Raw genomic sequence first — 20,149 nt, 5'->3', positions numbered from 1 at the left:
TAGCTTACTCTCCTTTATTGTGAAGTCCCCAATTTTTAGGTAACTGATCCATTAAAATGACATCTTTTTGTGCACGAGTTATTCCTTCTTGTAATTTTAAATCTTTTTCATCTTTTAAAATTTGGCTCTTTGCCTTAATTGATTGTTCACCTTTTTTAAGATGCTGATGCAACGTATTATTTTGCTCACCTATTTCTTGTTGTAATAACCTTAACATGTTTTCATTAGTGCCAAGCGTCATGGATTGTGCTTGGCGAGCTAGTTGGTCATTGTTTTTTTGATAATGAGCCCCTAATTGGTTTTCTTGAGAAACAAATTTTCGTTGCTCCTTCTGATAGAAAGATTCAACCTCTGCCTTTTGCTCTTTGCTACCGAATTTGGTGATTAACTCATCTCGCGTGCTTGCAATAAAATCCCGACCTAAAGCTTGAAGCTTGTTGAGTGATTGTGGATCGCCTGGGTGACTAAATAGCTCATCGCGTGCTGCCTCACCAAGTTGGCGTGCTACGTAAGAGGGAAAGGCTTGATTTAAGTCGGATGTAATTTGTGATGAATGAGATTCTACAAAACTCTTTGTATTTTGGATGCGCGTAGCCTTTGCAAGAGAGGTATCCACATTACGACTGGCCGTTTCGGCCTCTCTTAAGTCGGCGCCTAATTGATTAGACAGAGAAGCAGCTTGTGAATGGCTGTCATCAAAATGATGATTTTGTGAAAAGTGCTTCACATAACTCATTGCATCATTAAAATCACGCGATTGCCGCGCAGAAAGCGCACCATCTATACCTGTATGATATTTATCACTACTTAAAGATGCGCGATCAAATTTAAGATTCGCATTTGCGCTAGCATGTAATCCAGTCCCTAATTCAGCAAGCTTGCCTAATATTGTTTTTTGGCTTCTCAAACCAGCTTGTACACCCCAACCACCGCTAGTCAAATGCGAGAGCGCATCTTCTTTACTTACTCCCATACGGCGCGTCACATCCTCAGCTATGTGACTAATGGTTGATAAGGCTTTGGAATATTGCCCTGTTTCAGCTTCTGATACGCCATCGCCTAAACGCATATCATGGCCTGCCAAAAGGGACAATTGCAGCGCACGATGTGCAAAATTAGATAATGAACTTTGATAATGTGCCGACTCATTTCGAGCAGCCTGGGTAGACTCTTCATAAGCTTGATTAAGTGAGGCATTTAATCCTTCTTGTGCATTAATTGACACAGCACTTCGAGTCATGCCAGGACTTATATCAAACACGCTATCGCCACTTCCTGTAATTGTTTTTAATACCCCACTTCTTAATTGCTCGGTGTGCATGCCTTGCATGTGTGTCCAATTTGAGTCGTGCTTATTAGCGGAAAAATTATTGGCATTCGTGTTATAAAAGCTGGTCTGCCCAAGTCCAAAGGAAGCACTAGCCGCCTCGCCTGCCACAGACATACTAGAGCCTTGCATATGGCTCATCATACTGGTCGCAAGATTACTAAATGCACCCCCTAAATTAGATACCAAACCATGCGAAAGAAAGGGAATCAACATCATCAAATACCCACAAGCCCCTGAAATATCCGCATGTAACTCATCGATTTTATCAAGATTGACCATCGTAAATTGACCGTACTCGCCGGAAGAAGAAGCCCCATAAATCGTCATGCCGGCATTTAAAATTGCAAAAAGCACTGGCCAAAATTGTAAAGACATAAAAAACTGCAAATAGCCATAAAGTATTTTTACGCCGCCTGGTAGCGTGGTTAATGCAATAATTAAAGGAAACACACCAAACAATAAAAGCGTTAAGCACGTATGGGTAATGGGTAAAATCCAAAGGGCCTTTTGGCCTAACACTTCCCAGCTAAAGCGATGTTGTACTTGGGATTTGGTAAACTGCTGGTTCACAATCCCAGCTGTTGCATCGGTAAATGCTTGATAGTGTGCTATGCCATCACCCATGGCATTAATCATCATGCTTTGTAAAAAGATATTGCTAGCGGTATCCGTTAACCCTTGGTAGTAATCAAAGGCGGATTTCAAATGGGTACTGAAGAGTGCTTCATAGGTGGTGTTCTTAGGCTTGCCAAATAAATTCACACCAAAAAAAGTATAGGCTTTTTTAATCTCGGCCTCGAGCTTTTTGAAAAGACTGTAAGGCCCGTTAGGTTTAGAGGCATCAAGACAAGTCACGGGTTTCCCATTGACAGAAATCATGCGAAGGGGCGAAGCTTTTGCTGTAATCAATTTCCAAATATCCGTAGTATGCGCTAAATCCCCCACACTATATTTACGATTTAATCGAATATCACCTACCACACAGACGCGAAAGTACTCATTCATTTCCTCTTTAAGTACGGGGTCTTTAATACGAAAAGACGTAGACGCTGAAATTAAGCGTGAGCCAAATAATGCGCCCGTCTTTGTGTATTGCAAATCATTAGGCATCGTCAAAAGCGCATCATAAACTTCTGCCATGCCATATCCAATTGTAGTGACTAAACTAGCGCTAAGTGCAAACACCACCGGCACATTATTCACGAGCTTTGGCGTTTGCGATGAAATATCGTCAATTAGCACTGAGGTTTTAGGCAATAACACTACATTGATAAACAACACATAACCTAAGAACCAGCGTGCAAAAGCCATAGGGTCACGGGTTTTAAGAAATCCAACGGTGGCCATAACAATACCTATTAAGGCTGTAATGCGCAGCAACCCTAAAAAACTATTCTGCTTCATAAAGGCGCTAATGGCATTGAGTACATGTTGAAACAACTCGCCTGCCGCTAACACATGAATCGTTATCATCTAATGTTCTCCTCAACCCGCTGTGCTGTTCATTTGGGAGGCCACTTGTTTTTCAATGCGCGCCATACGCTCAATCAGTAACAATTTTTCTTTTAATTTATGACCTATTTTTGGATCTAGCGCCGCTACATTGGTTGAGGCTTCATGAATTCGCTTTTGAATGTCTTTGAGCAAATCAGAGTTCAACTCAGATCCTGCTGTTGCATGACTTACCTCAGCCAGTAATTCCGTTAAATAATTAGTTAATAAATCATGAGCAATCAACGTCGCGTACTCTTCGATATCCACCGCGGCAGTTGCGTATTGAATGCTGTTTAATACGCTTAAAAACTTCATTACGGGTAGCGATGTCATGCTTAAAAAATTGATTTCGCGAGGATTTGGTTTTTCATCATTCGTAAGCTTTAAGTTAATCGTTTGAATAATTTCACGTACTTTTGAGGTAAGCGTTGAGGTTTGTGCAATGGTAATGTCTTGTAAGCTCACCTGCAGGCATTGATTTGTACTGCCTGCGTCCTTGCAACGCCATATTTTGGCAGTAGGCAAACCCTCTTGCGTGCCAACTAATGCATTAATTAAATCAGCGTTACCAGCAAGAGAAGGTACATTGGTCACCTTGCCTTCTTTATCAATAATCAACGTACCTGTTAAACTCATAACCATCTCAGCGAGCTCTCTGTCACTGTTTAGAAAAGACTTTGTCTGTAGGAGTGACCACACCAAATTCTTATTTAACACCACTTGTTTTTTTCGCGTTTCATCAAGAGACGCTTTCTCCATCACCTGATCGAAACCATTGCCAGAACACGCCATACGCGCTTTGACGTAATCACTAAATAATCCCTCCTTACCCATAGCAGCTTGGTCTTTGCAAATTTTTTGTTGAGACTCGGCTGTTTTTGGCCAGATGCCACCCACCATGTTTTGCGAGAGCTGACAAGAATTAATACTGGCTTGATTAGCCATTTGCTCTAGTTGCTGCAAATAGTCACGCACCTGTTTAAGTTCAGGTACGGTTGATGCAAGCATCACATCCACCGCATAAGCCCCAGCATTAGTCATCACTGATTTTCCTAAGTCAACAAGCTTTTGTTCACTTAAAAAACTCATGCTACCTGTAAATAAATCAATACCGCCACAGCCCGCACGATAACTTGGTAAATCTAGTTGCACTAATTGGTACTGGCGTACTTGGTTACGCGAATAAAGTGAGCCGCCCCCAAAAAAGCCTGCAGCTTGCGATTCAAAGGCGGCAGGGGACGTCACATTTGACGCATAGCCCAATTGGTCAAAGAAATTATCCAAATCTTGACTGATATTTGCATAAGCCAGAGAGAAAAAGCTAAATAAACCAAACGCCAAAAAATAGTTCTTCATTGCATTCTTCTCTCGTTCTCATACACTTGAATTTTAGTGATAAGGGTTGCCATACGGTCATTGAGTTCAGCCTCTGTCATTGAGCCAAACCCCACGGGATATAATGTGCTTGTTTTACGGTTAACCACAAAAAGGGCTGGATAATTAATAGCATTACTGCCAAAGGCTAAGTTAATCCACTCTGTAGTGGCTGGTGCATAGTTTGGAAATTCAGGTAGGGGTTCATTATCTAGCGAAAGAGGAAGTACGTCTGCTTGATTATGATTTGCCCACCGTTTTAATATTGGTGCGAATTGTTGGCAATGCGGACAACTGCTATCGTAAAATAGAATCAATCCGTGGGTGCTAAAAAATCCTTTATCCTCTCGATTGTTCGCCTTTACTTTCTTGTATAGAGTAGACTCTTCCAGTTCCGCAATTAGGTTATCAAGCCATTGCGCGCCGTACGCTGCGGCGCTAAAGATATTAAAGGCTAATGCTAAGACTAATCCTAAAAGTATCGGCCTACTCATCATTCGTCTCCTTTAAAATGAGTTGCTACTTGCTTGATACGCGCCATCAACACATCTTGGGTGGTTAGACCATAGGCGATTGGCGCCACGCGATGATTCACTGGATTAACCAGCAATAAGGCGGGAAAATACCGCACCCCCAATCGGTTGGCTTGCCCCTTGTCGATTCGTGAATGTAGGAGTTCAGGTGAGATAACGCCATCCACACTAATAGGCATCAGAGAAATATTAAAACGCCTGCAAAAATCAACCATAATAGGGATTTGTTTTATGTCATAAGGACTTTTACCACGATAAAAAAATAACAAACCGTGGGATTTGGATAAGCGATTAATCACCTCTATCGTTTGGGATTCGCGCAGCTCATCGGTGATTTTGCTACCAAGGTTGGAGGTTGGGTGCGTCACGGCATAATCATATTCAGGATGCGTGAGCATCGTTTGTTGAAACAATGATTTAAATCGAGAGGATTCTTTAAGCCAGTAATCCTGAAGACTTAAAAAAACACGCATATCTTTAACTTTTTTGGTGTAGCGTGCTTTATGAAGCGCTTCCATAGTGTAGAAGCGCAAAATTGCATCACGCTCGGTATAACTTAAGTGCCTAAAAGGAATACCGGCGGGTTTTTTCTTCTCAATACTTTTTTTCTCTTTTTCTATAGCGTACCAAAGAAAGCCCGCCGGCTTATTTTCAGTTGCCCAACTCTGGGTAATTAATAAAGAGAGTAAAATCACTATTTTAATCATGGGCCTTACCCTCTTGATAAAGCCGTGCAATTTTAGCTTCGTTAGAAGCACCTACTCCAGTTGCGTTAGGTAACTTATGGCGCTCGGTAAATTCAGAGGTTAATGTCGATAAATCAAGTGCATCAAATTGAATGCGCTCTAACTCTTCAGGTGTTAGCCCTCGACAATCAGGCGATTTTGGTTTACCAAAATCAATATGTAGCTGTTTGAGCCGTCCCTGAATTTGCACAAGGCCTGCAAGGGTTGAAGGGAACACACAATAGACATAATGTTTCTTCCCCATTTTCGTATATCGACCTATTTTTTTTACTCGTTTATCCCGTTTTGCTTGGAGTAACGCTTTTAATTCCTTTGGACAATGGATAACCCATTTACCCCACCCTTTATCCCGACAGCAATCTCGACTACCTAAGGGAAAGGATTCACATTCTTTAACCTCACCTGCAAATATTTTAGGCTCCGCAACATTCACTTGATTAACCGAAACATCCGCCGCGGTGCCCGCCAAGGCGCCTAATCGCGTGAGTCCTTCGGCCATGTCATCACTCGCCTCATCGATGGTTTCAGCACACTCGCCCTGAGCACAAGTTAGTTTCGGCTGGCAAATCGTTTGTTTCGGAAAACAGTGATTAACAGGACAGCGAAAGGTTTGTAAAAATACGTCACATCGTCTTTCGCTAGCAAGCGTACACAGGGAGTCAACCTGCGAGCAACCTTCTGAAAGTAAGGGCTCACAAGTACTGGTTAAGCCATCAATACACTGATAAGCACTATATTTTCCCCAACAAGGACGATAAACTACAACGCCATCAATAATGCGACTCGTGTTAGGCTCTAAACATAAGTCAGACCCTGTAATAACACAGGCCCCTTCTTTAATTTTCTCATCAAAGGACGTGCAATTTGCCGCACGCCAGTGGTCTTCAAATTGACTTTCAACCGCGGTAATAGTCACGGTACCACCAAAAGCCGCCTCATCCCACAATAAGTCAAACGTCACGGTTGGGTCTTGGCAACTTGGGGCTTTAAGCACCGTTAACGGGAGTCCACCTTGGGTAACAAGTACCGTTAAGCGAATGCATTGTGCGCTTACTGTTATGAGATTAGTTGCCAAACACAAAGGTGGCGGCGTTTCTGCATCACACGCGTTTAAATGTATTGTTTTGCGAAGCATTTCAGTACCAGACTTATTCTCATAAAAGAGATAGCGATTGACGGTTTGGGTTGCCGTTTTAGTACTAATATTTAATGTACTGCCACAGCGCTCTTGGCGATAAGTCGTCTTGTCCTCACATGTTTTTGTTGTAAAGTCCATTTGACAATGCGCCGGTTGCTCGTAGCATTTACCCTCTAAAACCCCATCTGCCTCGGACAATAACGTTTCAGCATATTGCATCTCTAAGGCGCGGGGATTGGCTTTAAGATGAGGACGGGACGCTTGGGAGAGCACTGTTGCTGCTGTTTCATTAAGCGTTGCTCGCTGACTTCCTAATTGTGGCAAGGGGTTTGTGCCTTCAGGCGCCGTAATATTGGCTTCTGGTGGGTGGTCTGAATACTCCTTTATAATCGTTTGCGGGTTAAACTGCTTAAGCCACTGCAAGGCTTGGTTTCGTGCCTCGTTGGCATCCGCAGCACTTCCTGAAAAAGCGGCATTACATAAAAGGCTGCACAATAAGAAGGATAGGATTTTAGTCACCAGTTATCCTCCGAGCGTCAAATACAGATAAGCCGCTATCGCCCCGTCCTGCCATGCGCGCTAATCCTTCCCGAATGGGCAAATGACCATAAATCACATCAAATGTCGCGCCATTATCCGCGATTAACGCAGGCACCTCTGTAATCCCAAAGCGCTCAAATAACGTGGGGTCGATTTGAAGATTTAAGTTAGGTACCTGCTCACTTAAGGCCATTATTTTCAAGGCGGTGTCTCGCATGGAATCGTGATAGAGGCCATTTAAATAAACAGGAATGCCCAGGCGACTACTTTCTTTTAACGTTTCCTCTAAGAGATTAGTGGGCATGGAAAAACTGACCAGGAGTGATAGCGTTGTTGCCATCAATGTTGGCGTGGTTAAGCACCCTATCAGCACCGCTAAACTTTGTTTAATCATTCTGGCCTCCAACTCACAAAAAGGTGCAATTGCGTTTTCGCCACACTAAAAAGCCGTATTGGTCAGGCGTGTGGGATTTAATTTTTCCCGCCTCCCAAGTAAGCGTGCTGTGGCCTGAAGCGTAACAGTGCTTGCCATCGGCCACCTGATTTACTAGCTCATAGCGGTAACGTGATTTAGGCGTCATCGCGTAATGATGTTCAATGCAAATCGCGCCTAACTGTGGGCTTGAATCAGATACCAGCCACTCGCGATGCATTTTGTAATTCATACGCTCTGTTAACAAAAGCGCGGTTTGCACAGGTGATATCGAGGCATTGACGTGCCCTGTCATGGGGTAATGCGTTCCTTGGCTACCCGCACACCAAAAAAGACTATCAAGGGGTTTATTCGTTAACGTGGAAGAGAGCGCATCCGAAGCACAAGCGCTTGCCGCAATTGGATTACCAAAAAGCACCGATTCAGGACTTAACACAAAGCTCATCTCGGAGTCCATCCAAGTTGGGTCAAGTTCAGTTAAATAAGCAATGTCAAAATCACCTTGTTGCAGACAGCCAACGGAGGTAATAAGATTCATCCAATTAATAAGGGGATATTTATACCAATGCACATGGAAAAAGGCGCGTTGCTGCCCATTGCCGACCACATGACGGCCACCTCTTCCCTGCTTTAACCCTAAATTTAATTTCGTACCCCCTAGATTAACTAGGCAATAGGGCGTATCGGTCACATCGGTAAGCGCCATCGGTTCCCAAAAACCAATATTTAACCCAACGCGCGCACCAACAGTGGTTGGACAAACACCGATAGGACTCTCTGCATTTTCAGTATCTGGCAGCGAGGAATGGACCACCTTGGTATTGCCGATGGATAAAGGAAACAAACAACGCCAACAAACATCGGTTAAAGGATTGACAAAATGCCCGGTGCATTGGCGGGCATTGACCGTGAGGGATGTGATAAACATCATCATAAATAAAACGGATTTAAAGCACATCGCCATTCTCCTTAATCGCAACCTCCTGAATGACTAACTCGTTTTGGTGGCGTGTTACTTTGGCCGGCACATGGGCTATATGAAGCTTGCGTGTGATACGCCCGCCCTGGTCAAAATAAATAATCGCTTGCAACCTTGTCTCGGTTGTATTGATAGCTCCACCGGTGAGAATAAATTTAGGATTAGGACAGCTTGTTTTTTGCTGCGCGGCCCAATGAAGTTGTGCGACATCATCGGCATTAAAAAACAACCAACAGGGTTGATAAGCAGGTAGTTCGGCGAGGGCATTGACCGTTGTGCCGCGAGCAAACAAAACACGACCTCCGGCATCTGTAATATCCTGGCTTAAGGTCACTTCAGGAGTAAACTTATACTCGGCAAAGGCTGTGGCACGTGAAAGTGCCAACGTTACAGGTCTATTAGCATGCTCAGCTGCCGTTTGAACCCAACGCTTATTTATAGCGTCAAGCGCTCCACTCGCCTTCAAAACAGCTAGCCGCTCTTCAATCAACATCAAAAAGCTTTTTTCAGCCACCGGAAAGACTTCACCGACAACCCCAAAGGATTTGGCATGACTTTGTCCAATTGATAACCCTAGAAAGACTAAGAAGCAAAGAAGGTTCATGACTTTACCCTCATTGCCTCATGACACTTTAAAATCACCTCATCGGTAATATCTACCCCACCAGCAAACACATCCGATTTTCTTAAAATAATGACCTTCTTTTGCTGCGCTAAGCCCGCAAGCACTCGATGAAGTACTGCATTAAAGCGTCTGGTGGATAGTTCTACTTGCGACTCATTCGCGCCTACCTCTGCCAATTGGCGAATAAATTGGCCTTGAATCACGTCCTTATCAAAGGTCATAACCGATTGTTGATGACGCATGCCATAAAAAAGGCTACCTAAAACACAAAGCGCTAAGGTAGACCCCAGAAGAAAAGACATTAATCGCATAACTCTTCTCCATAGTATTTTTGCGCCACCTGCTCGATTGCCTCACTTAACGCCATCCCCTGTTTTGTCAACGACTCAATGTCACTTACTTCATCGCCTGAGGTAGAAAAAAGGACACGAGAAAAAGGGTCGCAAAAATAACGATGAAACGTGGTCACTTGACCGAATTGAATCATGAGATTGGAAAAGCCTTGCGTTTTGGCCTCACCAAAGGATTCAATCACTTTAACCTGTAAGGGGTTAAAATGTTTTGGGTGTTCTTCAAGGTAGTGCTTAAATGAGCCCTGACGCATAATGATTTTAGTGTCAGCGCTTGCTGCAATGGCACGACCTTGAATGGTGTTCATGGTATCGAGAAGATTTTGGGTGATGACGGTAAAACCGCCCCTGTGTTTTCTAGCTGTACGAAAACCCTGCTCGATAAAACTGGCGCACACGGGATTTGAGCCACGTGCTAAAAACCGCCAAGCTTCATCAATAATGCAACGTTTTTCGCGCTTTCTATCGGCGTGATAAAATTGCCCCTGAATAATGACAATCATGACAAACATAACGATGGTGAGAAGCTCAGGATTTGATTCAAGCTCCCCCATTTCAAGGACGATGAAATTAGACTCGTTAAGCAGTGGCGTATCACTATTAAATAAATGACCGTAAAGTCCGTGACTGCCGTATTTGCCAAGCAAGATAGTTAAATCGTTAAGCCGTTGGTCACCTTGAGATTCAGGCCTTTCTAACATCCGCTGAAGTTCACTTAACACATCATCCATTTTGGCGCGCCGTCCCCGTGCTTTCCAGCAATAAGTCACCGCATCCAGCAACCAGGCTTTTTGTACTTCGCTTAAGGGCTCTGAGGGACTGGCCATAATCGCGAGCAAATCTCTAATTTGAATGTAATCGTTGACTTGCTCCCCCTTAATGTCCGTAATCCCATCAAAATCAAACAGGGTAAAAGGGTTTAAGGAAAGGGTAGAGACATCAATATAGCTGCCACCGACCATCTTACATAAATGCTTATAAGAGCCGCCTAAGTCAATGACAAAAATCTGCTGGCCACGGGACAACCCATCTAAGATTTGTGCTTGCTCAAAGAAGGATTTACCCGCACCTGTAGAGGCCACCGTGAGCCGATTAAAATTGGTAATGGGTAAAACCCTGTCATCAAAGGTATTTAAATAAAACAACTGATGCCGGTAAGTCGGCACAATGAGTCCATCTCTTGCGCCTTTAAAATCAGCGACGACTGGCAAAAGGTTAGCGACATTGGTGTGCGTGAGCTTTTTAGTCATACCAAGCAACTCAAGACTTGAAAAAAATCCCTCCGTAAGCATAAAAGGAAGACTACTTAAAAACCTTAACCATTGCTTGCAGCGGCTTTGCGTTAACGTAAATCCTAGTTGCCTAAAACTTGCAATCGCTTTGGCAACATGTTCGCGTTCTTGATGTTTGGTGGTATACAGCACAACATTGTAAAAAGAAGGTAAAAGATGCAATTCACCTTTAGAGGCATGTTTGTGCACAAATTTCCATTCAGAAGCTTCTTCACGGATAGATGGATTAATGAAGGATTGAATGGCATTGTTATTGGCGTCTAAGGATTTAGCCCGTGCTTTAGCGCGCTTTTTTATGATTTCCTGATTGACCCCTCGCACGGTAAATGAAATCACAAAAGGACATTGTATGCCTTGCTCAGGTTGCAATAGATTGGCGAATAAATCTGGGGTTTGCCACAGCGCAAAGGGCGCACTTGGATAGTGACTTAACTCGCAATTAACCACACGAGTGCAGACGTTTTCAGCATTTGCATCAATAATGGATACGTCAATCGCCTCATCCCCAATTTCAATCATCGTAGAGGGACACGGGATTGTCTCGGCAATAAAGCCTTGAGTTTCCTCTATCACAGGCCAGGTGAATTCATTAAAATTGGGTGAAATTAGTGCCCGCATCAGTAGCTTAAAATACTCGGCCTCTAAGCGCTTAAAACCAAATCCTGCGACTTTAAGTTCGGATTCAAAATCCTCTCTTAATAAGTGAAGTGCATGCATCGACTCGGCGTTAAGCGGCCTTGACATGAAGAGATAGACACAATAATCACTTAATCCCGCTGGAACATTGCGGCCATTTTTATACCCTTTTTTAATGGCATTTAAGTGGTATTTAAGACTAAAACGCGCAAGTTCCGCATAAATGCCGCCTTGCTTTAAAATGGGTTCATAGTTTTGTAACAGTGTGTCGCCAAGCCACGGATGTTTATACAAAAGTACGGTGCAATCGGTGCCTGCAGTTAATTTGTTTTTAAACAGTTGTGAGAGACTCTTCATTAAGGATTCATCGGCCCCCGCCATAGGCATGAGCTCTAAACCAAAGCCCATTGAATTGCGATTGACAAAAAAGCCTGCGTCATTGATGGTTTCATAAGGTAAAAGGGCTTTAATGGAGGGTAAATCCATCGCATAAGAGGCCTGTGCCCTACTCTCTGCACGACAAGATGCAGGTTTAGTACTCGCTGTTTCCCCAAGTGAAGTGGTAGCGCGATGCAATAACTCGCGTGCTTTATCACGCCAAACAGTGAAGTCTACACCCATAATTTCTCCTCCACATGTTGTGCAATCCATACCGAATGGCCATTCGGTTGTTTAATGATTTTCCCAAGATGATTAGCGTGGTTAAATTCTTGACGTATCTTAGTGCGTTTTGAACGTGGCGGTGCCACCTCATCCGCAAATCGGGTCATGGCATCGACCTGTTCAATGGTCAAACAACTGTCACCTGCGGTAGCATGACAACTGAAATCAGAATTCATCGTGCCACAACCCGACATAAGGCCAAAAAGAATAGGCATTAAGACAAAAAGTGCATGCTTTATCATCAAAACCCGCCTCCTTCATTGCGGCTTAACGTATTCATCCGGTCAATTTTTCCTAAGACCTCAGGGGGAACCGTAAAGTTCATCTCAGAGGTTTCATTCTCCTCTTGATTAGCGATGAGTGATTGGGTAACTTGCGCGGCTTTCAACGTCTGCAGTGCGTGTTGACGCTTGTCTTCATCGGGCTCTAAGTAAAACCCGTCTTTAAAGACAATCGTGACCACATTGCCGCTTCCTACTTGAATGACGGGATGGTATTGTTCAGCGCGTTTCACGTAATAGGCCGATAAGGTATCGGCGGCTTTGGATGCGCCACCATAGGCGGCAAACGGTGCAATTTGACTACTTGGTACCACAGAACTTGCGCCATAGGGCCCAATATTTTGCACACTTTGGGCGTATTGTGCCGCTTGAGCAATACCAGATAAGGCACCACTTATCCCCGCCCAAGTCATGACTTTGTTATCCCTCATTAAGGGTTTACCTTTAATACCCACCTTACCATTGAAAAACACCCAGCCGGTCACTTCTTTATCAATGATGGGCTGACCGGGATGCGCGCAAGACAAGCGATAAAGGGTCGCAAACGCGCGCTCGCTTGAAATATCGCCGTAAGAATTGGCACTGACGCGACAGCCTTTAAGATGGGAACGTGCTCCATTAGGCAAAGTACCGTCTTCTAAAAATTTAAAAAGCATCACACCATTATTTTTTGATTGGCCATTGACTGAAGCATCAGCATCAGCGCCCCCTAAAATAACCGCTCGTACAGACGTATTAGATGGGACGTAATGCGCGGGACTTAGATAAATAGAGCGTGCTTTTGTAAGACGGCGTTTAGGGCGAAAGGACACCGTATGGATGCGAGGATTAGCATCAGATAAGGTAGTTCCACCCTTTATCTTCGTAGTCATGGCATACGTATTGGGGTTATGCCATAGTTGCGGGTTTTGCACCTTGTTTAAAGGCACGGGCTCCTTGTTTTGCTCTACTGCCGGTTGTTTTTCCTGCTGGGCTAAAATCAGCGCCTGCACCTTCGAGGTAAGTTCTTCTTTTGCGCTTGCAATTCTTTTTGATGCGCATCATTCATGGTTTTAAGATAAAGTGTTAATTCACCGAGTTGTTTTTTTAATGATTGAAGTTCTGTTTGCTGAGCGGTAAGTGCATTGTCTGTGGCCGCTTCTGTAAACGATTCTTCAACGATGCCTGTTAAATCAACTGATTTTTTTTGCGCTTCACTTTTTTTCGGACGCCCCTCTGCTAATAACACAATCATCACGGCAACGAGACACAAAAGGCCACTTCCTACGACAATTAACGTTCGCACCTGGCGACCCAACACTTGCTTATTTAATTGCCACCTAGCCATGGCCCACTCCTTGCACGCGATACAATAGAGCACGCTCGCCTGGCGCAATGGAGGATTTGGAAAATTTAATCGCCAAGGTTCCCTCTTTTGCAAACCACGTTTGTGCTAACGTCAAAGACGCTTTACCACCGTTATACAATTCAATAATTTCCCCCTTTAAAAGTTTGCTATTCCAAGTCTCTTTAGGAACGAGAGTTAATCCTTTTGCCCAACGCTCAACGCGTCCCCATTGACGTTTTACACTCACATCGGCAAATGGCTTGTGCTGCTCCATATGATTTAAAAGCGCAAGAATTGCTTCAGGAACGGCATCTTCTTTCTTTGTTTTTGGAGTTGACTTAAGAGGGCTTGTTGCTGCAGTAGAGAGCGCCGCCTGTGAGGCAATGAGCTCAATCGTCTTACCTAAGGACTCATCACCGGTTAAAGTTGCTGAAAAATGTCGGCCCCCTTCCGTGGTTAAAAACAAGGTAAAGGGATTACGTGTTGCAAGCATGACATACACAGACCCATCTTGCTCATCGCGTTTAATGGCCATGGCATTGGGCGGAAACACCGCTTCGATGATTCTATCGTTCTTGACTACAATCCTATTGTAATTACCCTGACTTAAAGTTAAGGCAATGTCGCTATTATCTTTGACTTGGATGCTGTTAGCTCCGATTGCGGCCGTTGATAATAAAGCCAGCGCGACATAGAAAGATTTACGCATTATCTTTCTCCTTTAAAAGCGAAAATTGAATGATGGAAAGTCGGCTATCGTTGTATTTAAATTGCAAGAGGTAAGACTTTTGCTCCTCATTTAACGCCTGCAACCCTACATAACGTTTCAATCGTCCCGATACTACTGTTGTCAGTTCAGCGGGATTAGATTTAATGTGTGCAATGTCAAAGGTAGAGGACATTTTTTTAGCTTTTATTACCTTAGCCTCTTTCGCTAAAAGCCCAAGCATCAAGGCATAATGCTCATGACTAACAAAGGACAAAAGGCGCTGATGATTAGCATCTACCGTTTCCGGCGTCACGTTTAACCGCTCATTAACAAAATTCTCAGCCATGAGGTTTAAGTAATGGGCATCCACGTGCGCTGCTGATTTAAAATAGCCTGGATTGCCCGAAAAGGGGGTGACCTCAATGGTATGGTGGCGCCAAACTTTAAAAAGAAAAGAAGCCAACAAGACTTGGATATAAGAAGACCAAACACCAACACAACCATTAAATTAAATCGCGCGGATAATTGGCTTAAATGGCTTTGATACTGGTTAAAATTCATCTCTTACTCCTTAAGCCACATAGACACGGTGATGGGATAAAGGTAATTTCGGTAGAAAAAATTGGGTGACAAAACTAGGTAAATACCAATAAGCCAGTATTAGAAGCGCTATTGGCCCCTCCCCTTTTTTCAAGTAACGCAAACCACTTAACAAACTTAAGCCAAATAAAGTTACCAATACCTTTTGATTGGAGACGATGAGCAACATAGAGCCAAGCCCTGCCACTATAAGCTCATCTAAGGTTAACGTTAGAACCCTTTTAGGGGCATCAATATGGTTTAGGAATTGATAGCTCATGTTGCTCATGTTTATTCCTCAAAACACAAACGTTTTAAGTAAAAAAGCTGGAATAAAAGCAACGGCAGTTACACCCACGAACACCATAGGATTTTTACTTTTCACTGCCTGCCATCGCGGTTGCAAGGATAATGTCCACCAGAATAAAAACTTTCCAAAACATCGACCCACTGCCTAAGGAATCTTTGACATCACCTTCCAAGGCCTTGGCTAATAAGTCATTAGCAAATCCTGAGTTTGTTAAAAGAATAAAGGTGAGCGCCAAGCTTCCCTTTTGAATCAAGCTGCATATTTTTTTACCCATTTTTTATGACTCCTTGCTAGTTTTAGGTTGCAAAAATCCCTTAAGCGCTTTTCGCCTAATTTTTTTCAAATTGTTGTTATTTATTTAATGAATTAAGTCATCACCTAAGGTGCGATGGTTAATTTAAAATATTCCGGAAATCACTTTTACCAATCCTTGTTCCAGTAGTGGTCTTGCATCTTTAAATTTCAAATTGACTTTATCGGCGTTAGACACCACACGCGTTCTATAGCGCTGATATTGACTATCACGGGATGAAGTTTGAGAAGTAATCGTACTGCTGCCATTTTTTAAATGTGATTGAAATTGCTCGTTGACTTTAACGCCCTTGCCTATACGTTCACTAATTTGAACATCCGTAATCATCGTGTAGTTAACATCTTTAACAAGGGAGTCAGCTGCTAACCCAATAACGCCACCTGCAAGACCGCCGGTAATCATGCCTGCACTTGAATGAGTGAAACTTCCTGCAGCTGTTCCTACTACAGCGCCTGAAAGTGCTGAACCATAACCTGCACCTAACGCTGATTGACTTGCTGCAATGCTCATCTTACCAACCTTAAGAATGTTGGCTTGTAAGAGATAGTGAGCTCTATTGGGATTATTGACTACCTGGTAGCCTTGTTTGTTTAAGGCAAATTTTAGCTCAGGCATTATATCCACGTCTTCCGCAGAAGTATTTTTTATAGAAAGATAAATTGTTTTTTGAGCTTTTGAAACTGGATCTAAAAAGACTGTTTCACTTTGCTTCGTGCTTACTTGCAAAGAGCCATGTTCAAGTGCCGTTTGAGTCGCAGCACATCCTGTTAATACAGCGAAGATGCTAATAAGAACTGCTTTTTTTACCTTCGTGTGATTTGCTTTCACCATTGCCTATTTCCTTGTTAACTTTAAAATCTTTCGTGTCTTGTCCTAAGGTTCTCTCTTAACTTGCATGCACTGTTAGGTTAGCTATTTCCTTTTCAAGCGTGCTAATTTTTAATTGGGCTTTCGTTAAAATTGTTTCAAATTGTTCTCGTGCATGGTTATGTAATTTTGTATCGTTTAACAGTCGTTTAAAATGCATAACTTCTGAACGAACGTCTTGAAGTTCTTGCTCTTTACTTTTAAAAACAGCACTTGTTTTCTCTTGTGCTTTAAAAATTAAACCCGGTGGCGTTTGCCACTCACCACGAGAGATAACTATGCGTATCGCATTAAGCTTTCGCCCAAAATCTTGCCCACAGGCGATAAAGTGCTTAGCGCTTAATAAGCAATACTCAATTTCTTGAACAAGTACTTGTGCATTTGAACTATCTAGCTTTTGAGCAAGTGCTTGAACTTGTCTCTTTTGGTTAAGCGTTAGCGTGCTACCTATCACTGAATCTTCTGCTGATAAAAAACGAATGGATTGGTCCGCTGTTGGCTCAGATACTTTTTCATCTTTTAGTTTATTTTTATCAGAAAGAGCAGCGGCAGCTTTTTCCTGATTTGAAAAAGTATCTGGTAAAAGTTTACTACTTGCTGCTGCTTTCTTAGTTAATAAATTATTATTATTTTTATTATTTATTAGGGTTTGATTAACCGTCGTCGGTTTTCCAGTCGCCGGGCTTTTAGGCTCTGGCGCTACCGAAAACGTGTTCTCAGGCGCTGGTTTTTTTTCGTTCTTTGTTGGTATAGGAATTTCATAAACAATATACTCTACACCTTCAAATTTGCCGCTTGTGTTATTTCTACAAGTTGATTTTGAAATATATCCAGCTTGCTCTAACTCGCTTAAAAGGCTTCGAACAGAATCTCTGCCGTTAGTCGAACGTGTTTGTAAGTCAGCAACCCGCACACACCAATCATCAGGTAAAGACATTAAATAAGCATGGAGCCCTTTAGCGCCCCAAGACAGTTTAATATCTTGTAAACAAGTTTTATCAAGGATGATAAAGTTTTGATTTTTTTTATGGATTCGAAGTACAGACATATTGAATTTCCATTTCTTTTACTTCTTCAATATTTGAATTTAAGACAGTTTGATTTAACTCAGATATCGAGCGATATTTACTTAAATGGTCTTCTAGCCTTAATGTCGCCTCTTGAATTTTTTTACGTTTTGATCTTTTACAAGATTCTGTTAATAACTTATTTCCTTCTGAAGAAATTTTTATTGTAATAAAAACATCCTTATAGTCTTTTTTATTATTTGAATCCCAAGCCATATATAATTCCATATTATATTTTTATAACTTAAGTAAAATCATATATGAAATTTTATTTCTCATCAATAATCTTAAGTTAATTTATTGACTTTTTTATGTTCTATATATAAATTTGGCAGTCATAAAGAAAATATAGTGAAATATATGTACACGATAAATATAATTGGAGCAGGACGGCTCGGAAAGACAATTGGTAAATTAATAGTTATAAATAAGGCAGGTAGTATTCAAGGTATATGTAATCAATCTATAAAATCTAGTATTTTAGCTGCACAATATATTGGTGAAGGTGAGATATTTAATAAAATATCAGAACTTCCATCCGCTGATATAACTTTTATAACTACTCCAGATGAGAACATAAAAAACTCTGCTCGGGAGCTTTCTAAATCAGACTACCTAAAAAGAAATTCTACTATTTTACATTGTAGCGGTGCATTAATGAGTTCTGAATTAGAGTCACTTAAATCCAAAGACTGTAACATTGCAAGCGTGCATCCTATGCATAGCTTTGCATCACCTGATATAAGTGTTCATAAATTTAAGAACACCTATTGCGCAATGGAAGGAGATGATGATGCAAAAAAAATATTAGGCCAACTGTTTTCAAATATTGGGGTATAACTTACTCTATCTCTTCCGATAAAAAAACAAAATACCATGCATCTGGTGTTATTGCATCAAACTATTTAGTTACTTTATGTCACCAAGCCCAAAAATGCTTAGAAGGAACTGGCATAGCTCCAGAGCTAGCTATGAAGATAGTTACAAATCTAATGAAAGGTACAGTTGATAATTTAGCGACAACCTTATCAACTGAAAAGTCTTTAACAGGCCCAATAAAAAGGGGAGATAATAAAACTATACTGAGTCACCTCTCTGCCATTGAGGATAACGAACAGCTGAGTAATTTCTACCGTCTAATGGGAATTCTTACATTAGATATTGCTAAACATGAGAAGGAAAAAACTCAGAGTATTAGTGATTTATTGGAGTTTAAACCAGAGAATTTAAGCTCAACGTTTAAACCTTAAAATTTCAACTTTTATTTAAAGGTAATAGTCTCCGCATTGTTGCCTTAATTCCTCTATTTTTTATTTTAAATTTTTGAGAAATATCATTTTTACCATCTTTATAACCAACCCTATACCCAATGGAAAAAGCATCTACGCTATCGAGTGATTCCAGAAGCTCCTGATCAGTAGATATTAGTTTTTCAGCATATCTTTTTATATTTCCTTTACTATCTTTAAGCAGGATTGTTCCACACATATCTACCTCTAAAACAGTTCTTCTTTTTTCTCTTTCATTTATTTTGGTATCTAGTTCTTTAATAAGCAATAAATCCTCTCTCGAAAAAGAATTAAACAACCTTTTATCACTTAATATTGCTTTTGCAGTATATGTAGGAAAAACATTCTTCCCTATTAACTGAACTATACAAACTTCAGATTTATGTGATTTACTATAAATGATATCAATTAATCTTAAACTGTCTTTATCCGATTCCGATTTTAATAAATAATGGAAAAAATCTGTAACATTTCTTTGCATAAAATATCCTTACAACTTATTAATGACGTTCACTCGCATTAAAGGCAGAATCATTTGCAGCGCTTATATATATTTCTTGATTTTCATCTATATACCTAAAGGGATTATAATTTATACCTATATCCAGCTTATCTATACCCTCATAATATTTAACAGTTTTTGAAACAAACCAAACTATAGGGGAAGCAAGAATGGCAAAAATAACCTTATACCACCAAACAGCTATAATAATACTCCATATTTCTCCAAAATTTTTTGTCCAAAAATAGAGAATATTATATGCGACAAAACATAATACAAACTCACTAATTGAGCTAGACATTATTGTTCTAAATAAAAAATGTTTGCCGTGCATTCGAACTTTTAATTTAGACATTAAAAATGCATTAACAAACATTCCTGACGTAATTGAAAGGCAACTAGTAAAATTTGTCCAAAGGATGTTGTTAAATGCTACTTCATAATGGTAATTAATTGTATTACCTTGTGGTGAAGAAAAACTAAGAGCAAAGCGTATGGTAAGACCAAATAAAACCTGACAAATAACAGTATTCCAAATCATCATTTTTCTAGAAATACTATATCCATATACGTCAGCAACCATATCTCCTAAGGCAAATACAATAGGTAAAATTAACCCGCTAACTGGTACAACACTTCCCATAAAGGGAGTCATTCTAAAAGCTGTCGTATCACATACTAAAAAAATAGTAATAACTGACATTAAAAAAAAATGATCAAGTTTGTATTGTTGCTTTACATTGGATGAAAAACTATTTTTAAATATAAACAT

General features: G+C 41.2%; 24 protein-coding genes. 2 read left to right on the top strand and 22 right to left on the bottom strand.

Translation table 11 applies throughout. The annotated features are described in order from the left end of the window. Positions 1 to 4: 4 nt before the first annotated feature. The 20 genes from traG to ACNVED_RS16340 all read right to left on the bottom strand — a co-directional run bounded on the left by traG (position 5) and on the right by ACNVED_RS16340 (position 17,802). Positions 5 to 2,803: a conjugal transfer mating-pair stabilization protein TraG gene (traG, locus tag ACNVED_RS16435; protein ID WP_419421572.1), complete on the bottom strand. Its 2,799-nt coding sequence runs from the start codon at positions 2,801 to 2,803 to the stop codon at positions 5 to 7. A gap of 12 nt (positions 2,804 to 2,815) precedes the next feature. Then, positions 2,816 to 4,180 carry a conjugal transfer protein TraH gene (locus ACNVED_RS16430; RefSeq protein ID WP_419421571.1) on the bottom strand — a complete coding sequence of 455 codons (1,365 nt, stop codon included), beginning with the start codon at positions 4,178 to 4,180 and terminating at the stop codon, positions 2,816 to 2,818. After that, on the bottom strand, positions 4,177 to 4,692 hold the full coding sequence (gene trbB, locus ACNVED_RS16425; protein WP_419421570.1) for a type-F conjugative transfer system pilin assembly thiol-disulfide isomerase TrbB: 516 nt from the start codon (positions 4,690 to 4,692) through the stop codon (positions 4,177 to 4,179). Before trbB ends, ACNVED_RS16430 begins: the two co-directional genes overlap by 4 nt. Then, the gene (gene traF / locus ACNVED_RS16420) at positions 4,692 to 5,438 is read right to left on the bottom strand and encodes a type-F conjugative transfer system pilin assembly protein TraF (protein WP_419421569.1); all 747 of its coding nucleotides are present in this window, start codon (positions 5,436 to 5,438) and stop codon (positions 4,692 to 4,694) included. Before traF ends, trbB begins: the two co-directional genes overlap by 1 nt. Continuing rightward, positions 5,431 to 7,134 carry a conjugal transfer protein TraN gene (gene traN, locus ACNVED_RS16415; RefSeq protein WP_419421568.1) on the bottom strand — a complete coding sequence of 568 codons (1,704 nt, stop codon included), beginning with the start codon at positions 7,132 to 7,134 and terminating at the stop codon, positions 5,431 to 5,433. Before traN ends, traF begins: the two co-directional genes overlap by 8 nt. After that, entirely contained in the window at positions 7,127 to 7,495 is a 369-nt protein-coding gene (trbC, locus tag ACNVED_RS16410; RefSeq protein WP_419421580.1) for a type-F conjugative transfer system pilin assembly protein TrbC, read from the bottom strand. The genes traN and trbC overlap by 8 nt, the downstream gene beginning before the upstream one ends. A gap of 67 nt (positions 7,496 to 7,562) precedes the next feature. After that, on the bottom strand, positions 7,563 to 8,546 hold the full coding sequence (gene traU / locus ACNVED_RS16405) for a conjugal transfer pilus assembly protein TraU (RefSeq protein ID WP_419421567.1): 984 nt from the start codon (positions 8,544 to 8,546) through the stop codon (positions 7,563 to 7,565). Further along, positions 8,536 to 9,171 (bottom strand): type-F conjugative transfer system protein TraW, encoded by a 636-nt coding sequence (traW, locus tag ACNVED_RS16400; protein ID WP_419421566.1) that lies wholly within the window; start codon positions 9,169 to 9,171, stop codon positions 8,536 to 8,538. Before traW ends, traU begins: the two co-directional genes overlap by 11 nt. Continuing rightward, on the bottom strand, positions 9,168 to 9,503 hold the full coding sequence (locus ACNVED_RS16395) for a TrbI F-type domain-containing protein (protein ID WP_419421565.1): 336 nt from the start codon (positions 9,501 to 9,503) through the stop codon (positions 9,168 to 9,170). The genes traW and ACNVED_RS16395 overlap by 4 nt, the downstream gene beginning before the upstream one ends. Further along, the gene (gene traC / locus ACNVED_RS16390; protein ID WP_419421564.1) at positions 9,494 to 12,091 is read right to left on the bottom strand and encodes a type IV secretion system protein TraC; all 2,598 of its coding nucleotides are present in this window, start codon (positions 12,089 to 12,091) and stop codon (positions 9,494 to 9,496) included. Before traC ends, ACNVED_RS16395 begins: the two co-directional genes overlap by 10 nt. After that, positions 12,082 to 12,375, bottom strand: a complete 294-nt coding sequence (locus ACNVED_RS16385) for a conjugal transfer protein (protein ID WP_419421563.1) — start codon at positions 12,373 to 12,375, stop codon at positions 12,082 to 12,084. Before ACNVED_RS16385 ends, traC begins: the two co-directional genes overlap by 10 nt. After that, entirely contained in the window at positions 12,375 to 13,406 is a 1,032-nt protein-coding gene (locus ACNVED_RS16380; protein WP_419421562.1) for a TraB/VirB10 family protein, read from the bottom strand. The genes ACNVED_RS16385 and ACNVED_RS16380 overlap by 1 nt, the downstream gene beginning before the upstream one ends. After that, complete coding sequence (locus ACNVED_RS16375; RefSeq protein ID WP_419421561.1) at positions 13,394 to 13,741, bottom strand: hypothetical protein; 348 nt, start codon at positions 13,739 to 13,741, stop codon at positions 13,394 to 13,396. The genes ACNVED_RS16380 and ACNVED_RS16375 overlap by 13 nt, the downstream gene beginning before the upstream one ends. Continuing rightward, positions 13,734 to 14,450: a type-F conjugative transfer system secretin TraK gene (gene traK, locus ACNVED_RS16370; RefSeq protein WP_419421560.1), complete on the bottom strand. Its 717-nt coding sequence runs from the start codon at positions 14,448 to 14,450 to the stop codon at positions 13,734 to 13,736. Before traK ends, ACNVED_RS16375 begins: the two co-directional genes overlap by 8 nt. Further along, entirely contained in the window at positions 14,443 to 14,913 is a 471-nt protein-coding gene (gene traE, locus ACNVED_RS16365; RefSeq protein ID WP_419421559.1) for a type IV conjugative transfer system protein TraE, read from the bottom strand. The genes traK and traE overlap by 8 nt, the downstream gene beginning before the upstream one ends. A 108-nt stretch (positions 14,914 to 15,021) precedes the next feature. After that, a complete protein-coding gene (gene traL, locus ACNVED_RS16360; protein WP_419421558.1) occupies positions 15,022 to 15,318 on the bottom strand; it encodes a type IV conjugative transfer system protein TraL in 297 nt (98 codons plus the stop codon). Between the two features lie 85 nt (positions 15,319 to 15,403). After that, positions 15,404 to 15,613: a hypothetical protein gene (locus tag ACNVED_RS16355; RefSeq protein WP_419421557.1), complete on the bottom strand. Its 210-nt coding sequence runs from the start codon at positions 15,611 to 15,613 to the stop codon at positions 15,404 to 15,406. 123 nt (positions 15,614 to 15,736) lie between these two features. Further along, positions 15,737 to 16,483 (bottom strand): complement resistance protein TraT, encoded by a 747-nt coding sequence (locus ACNVED_RS16350; RefSeq protein WP_419421556.1) that lies wholly within the window; start codon positions 16,481 to 16,483, stop codon positions 15,737 to 15,739. A gap of 55 nt (positions 16,484 to 16,538) precedes the next feature. Then, on the bottom strand, positions 16,539 to 17,567 hold the full coding sequence (locus ACNVED_RS16345) for a replication protein (RefSeq protein ID WP_419421555.1): 1,029 nt from the start codon (positions 17,565 to 17,567) through the stop codon (positions 16,539 to 16,541). Further along, positions 17,545 to 17,802 (bottom strand): TraY domain-containing protein, encoded by a 258-nt coding sequence (locus ACNVED_RS16340; protein ID WP_419421554.1) that lies wholly within the window; start codon positions 17,800 to 17,802, stop codon positions 17,545 to 17,547. Before ACNVED_RS16340 ends, ACNVED_RS16345 begins: the two co-directional genes overlap by 23 nt. A gap of 144 nt (positions 17,803 to 17,946) precedes the next feature. On the opposite strand from ACNVED_RS16340, the gene ACNVED_RS16335 reads away from it, so the two are divergent. Both ACNVED_RS16335 and ACNVED_RS16330 read left to right on the top strand, forming a co-directional pair. Then, entirely contained in the window at positions 17,947 to 18,426 is a 480-nt protein-coding gene (locus tag ACNVED_RS16335) for a hypothetical protein (RefSeq protein WP_419421553.1), read from the top strand. Further along, positions 18,393 to 18,836 carry a DUF2520 domain-containing protein gene (locus ACNVED_RS16330; protein WP_419421579.1) on the top strand — a complete coding sequence of 148 codons (444 nt, stop codon included), beginning with the start codon at positions 18,393 to 18,395 and terminating at the stop codon, positions 18,834 to 18,836. The genes ACNVED_RS16335 and ACNVED_RS16330 overlap by 34 nt, the downstream gene beginning before the upstream one ends. A 4-nt stretch (positions 18,837 to 18,840) precedes the next feature. On the opposite strand, the gene ACNVED_RS16325 is transcribed toward ACNVED_RS16330, so the two are convergent. Beyond that, positions 18,841 to 19,356: a hypothetical protein gene (locus ACNVED_RS16325; protein WP_419421552.1), complete on the bottom strand. Its 516-nt coding sequence runs from the start codon at positions 19,354 to 19,356 to the stop codon at positions 18,841 to 18,843. A gap of 19 nt (positions 19,357 to 19,375) precedes the next feature. Then, a complete protein-coding gene (locus ACNVED_RS16320) occupies positions 19,376 to 20,149 on the bottom strand; it encodes a VUT family protein (protein ID WP_419421551.1) in 774 nt (257 codons plus the stop codon).

It is taken from the genome of Legionella sp. D16C41, assembly GCF_048541585.1.
GTDB lineage: Bacteria > Pseudomonadota > Gammaproteobacteria > Legionellales > Legionellaceae > Legionella_C.
This window is presented reverse-complemented; position numbering and strand designations above follow the sequence as displayed.

What these genes read in the sequence shown, in the direction of transcription:
- traG (WP_419421572.1), bottom strand. Translation starts at nt 2,803, where the DNA reads ATGATAACGATTCATGTGTTAGCGGCAGGCGAGTTGTTTCAACATGTA.
- ACNVED_RS16430 (WP_419421571.1), bottom strand. Translation starts at nt 4,180, where the DNA reads ATGAAGAACTATTTTTTGGCGTTTGGTTTATTTAGCTTTTTCTCTCTG.
- trbB (WP_419421570.1), bottom strand. Translation starts at nt 4,692, where the DNA reads ATGAGTAGGCCGATACTTTTAGGATTAGTCTTAGCATTAGCCTTTAAT.
- traF (WP_419421569.1), bottom strand. Translation starts at nt 5,438, where the DNA reads ATGATTAAAATAGTGATTTTACTCTCTTTATTAATTACCCAGAGTTGG.
- trbC (WP_419421580.1), bottom strand. Translation starts at nt 7,495, where the DNA reads ATGGCAACAACGCTATCACTCCTGGTCAGTTTTTCCATGCCCACTAAT.
- traU (WP_419421567.1), bottom strand. Translation starts at nt 8,546, where the DNA reads ATGTGCTTTAAATCCGTTTTATTTATGATGATGTTTATCACATCCCTC.
- traW (WP_419421566.1), bottom strand. Translation starts at nt 9,171, where the DNA reads ATGAACCTTCTTTGCTTCTTAGTCTTTCTAGGGTTATCAATTGGACAA.
- ACNVED_RS16395 (WP_419421565.1), bottom strand. Translation starts at nt 9,503, where the DNA reads ATGCGATTAATGTCTTTTCTTCTGGGGTCTACCTTAGCGCTTTGTGTT.
- traC (WP_419421564.1), bottom strand. Translation starts at nt 12,091, where the DNA reads ATGGGTGTAGACTTCACTGTTTGGCGTGATAAAGCACGCGAGTTATTG.
- ACNVED_RS16385 (WP_419421563.1), bottom strand. Translation starts at nt 12,375, where the DNA reads ATGATAAAGCATGCACTTTTTGTCTTAATGCCTATTCTTTTTGGCCTT.
- ACNVED_RS16375 (WP_419421561.1), bottom strand. Translation starts at nt 13,741, where the DNA reads ATGGCTAGGTGGCAATTAAATAAGCAAGTGTTGGGTCGCCAGGTGCGA.
- traK (WP_419421560.1), bottom strand. Translation starts at nt 14,450, where the DNA reads ATGCGTAAATCTTTCTATGTCGCGCTGGCTTTATTATCAACGGCCGCA.
- traL (WP_419421558.1), bottom strand. Translation starts at nt 15,318, where the DNA reads ATGAGCAACATGAGCTATCAATTCCTAAACCATATTGATGCCCCTAAA.
- ACNVED_RS16355 (WP_419421557.1), bottom strand. Translation starts at nt 15,613, where the DNA reads ATGGGTAAAAAAATATGCAGCTTGATTCAAAAGGGAAGCTTGGCGCTC.
- ACNVED_RS16350 (WP_419421556.1), bottom strand. Translation starts at nt 16,483, where the DNA reads ATGGTGAAAGCAAATCACACGAAGGTAAAAAAAGCAGTTCTTATTAGC.
- ACNVED_RS16345 (WP_419421555.1), bottom strand. Translation starts at nt 17,567, where the DNA reads ATGTCTGTACTTCGAATCCATAAAAAAAATCAAAACTTTATCATCCTT.
- ACNVED_RS16340 (WP_419421554.1), bottom strand. Translation starts at nt 17,802, where the DNA reads ATGGCTTGGGATTCAAATAATAAAAAAGACTATAAGGATGTTTTTATT.
- ACNVED_RS16335 (WP_419421553.1), top strand. Translation starts at nt 17,947, where the DNA reads ATGTACACGATAAATATAATTGGAGCAGGACGGCTCGGAAAGACAATT.
- ACNVED_RS16325 (WP_419421552.1), bottom strand. Translation starts at nt 19,356, where the DNA reads ATGCAAAGAAATGTTACAGATTTTTTCCATTATTTATTAAAATCGGAA.
- ACNVED_RS16320 (WP_419421551.1), bottom strand. Translation starts at nt 20,149, where the DNA reads ATGTTTATATTTAAAAATAGTTTTTCATCCAATGTAAAGCAACAATAC.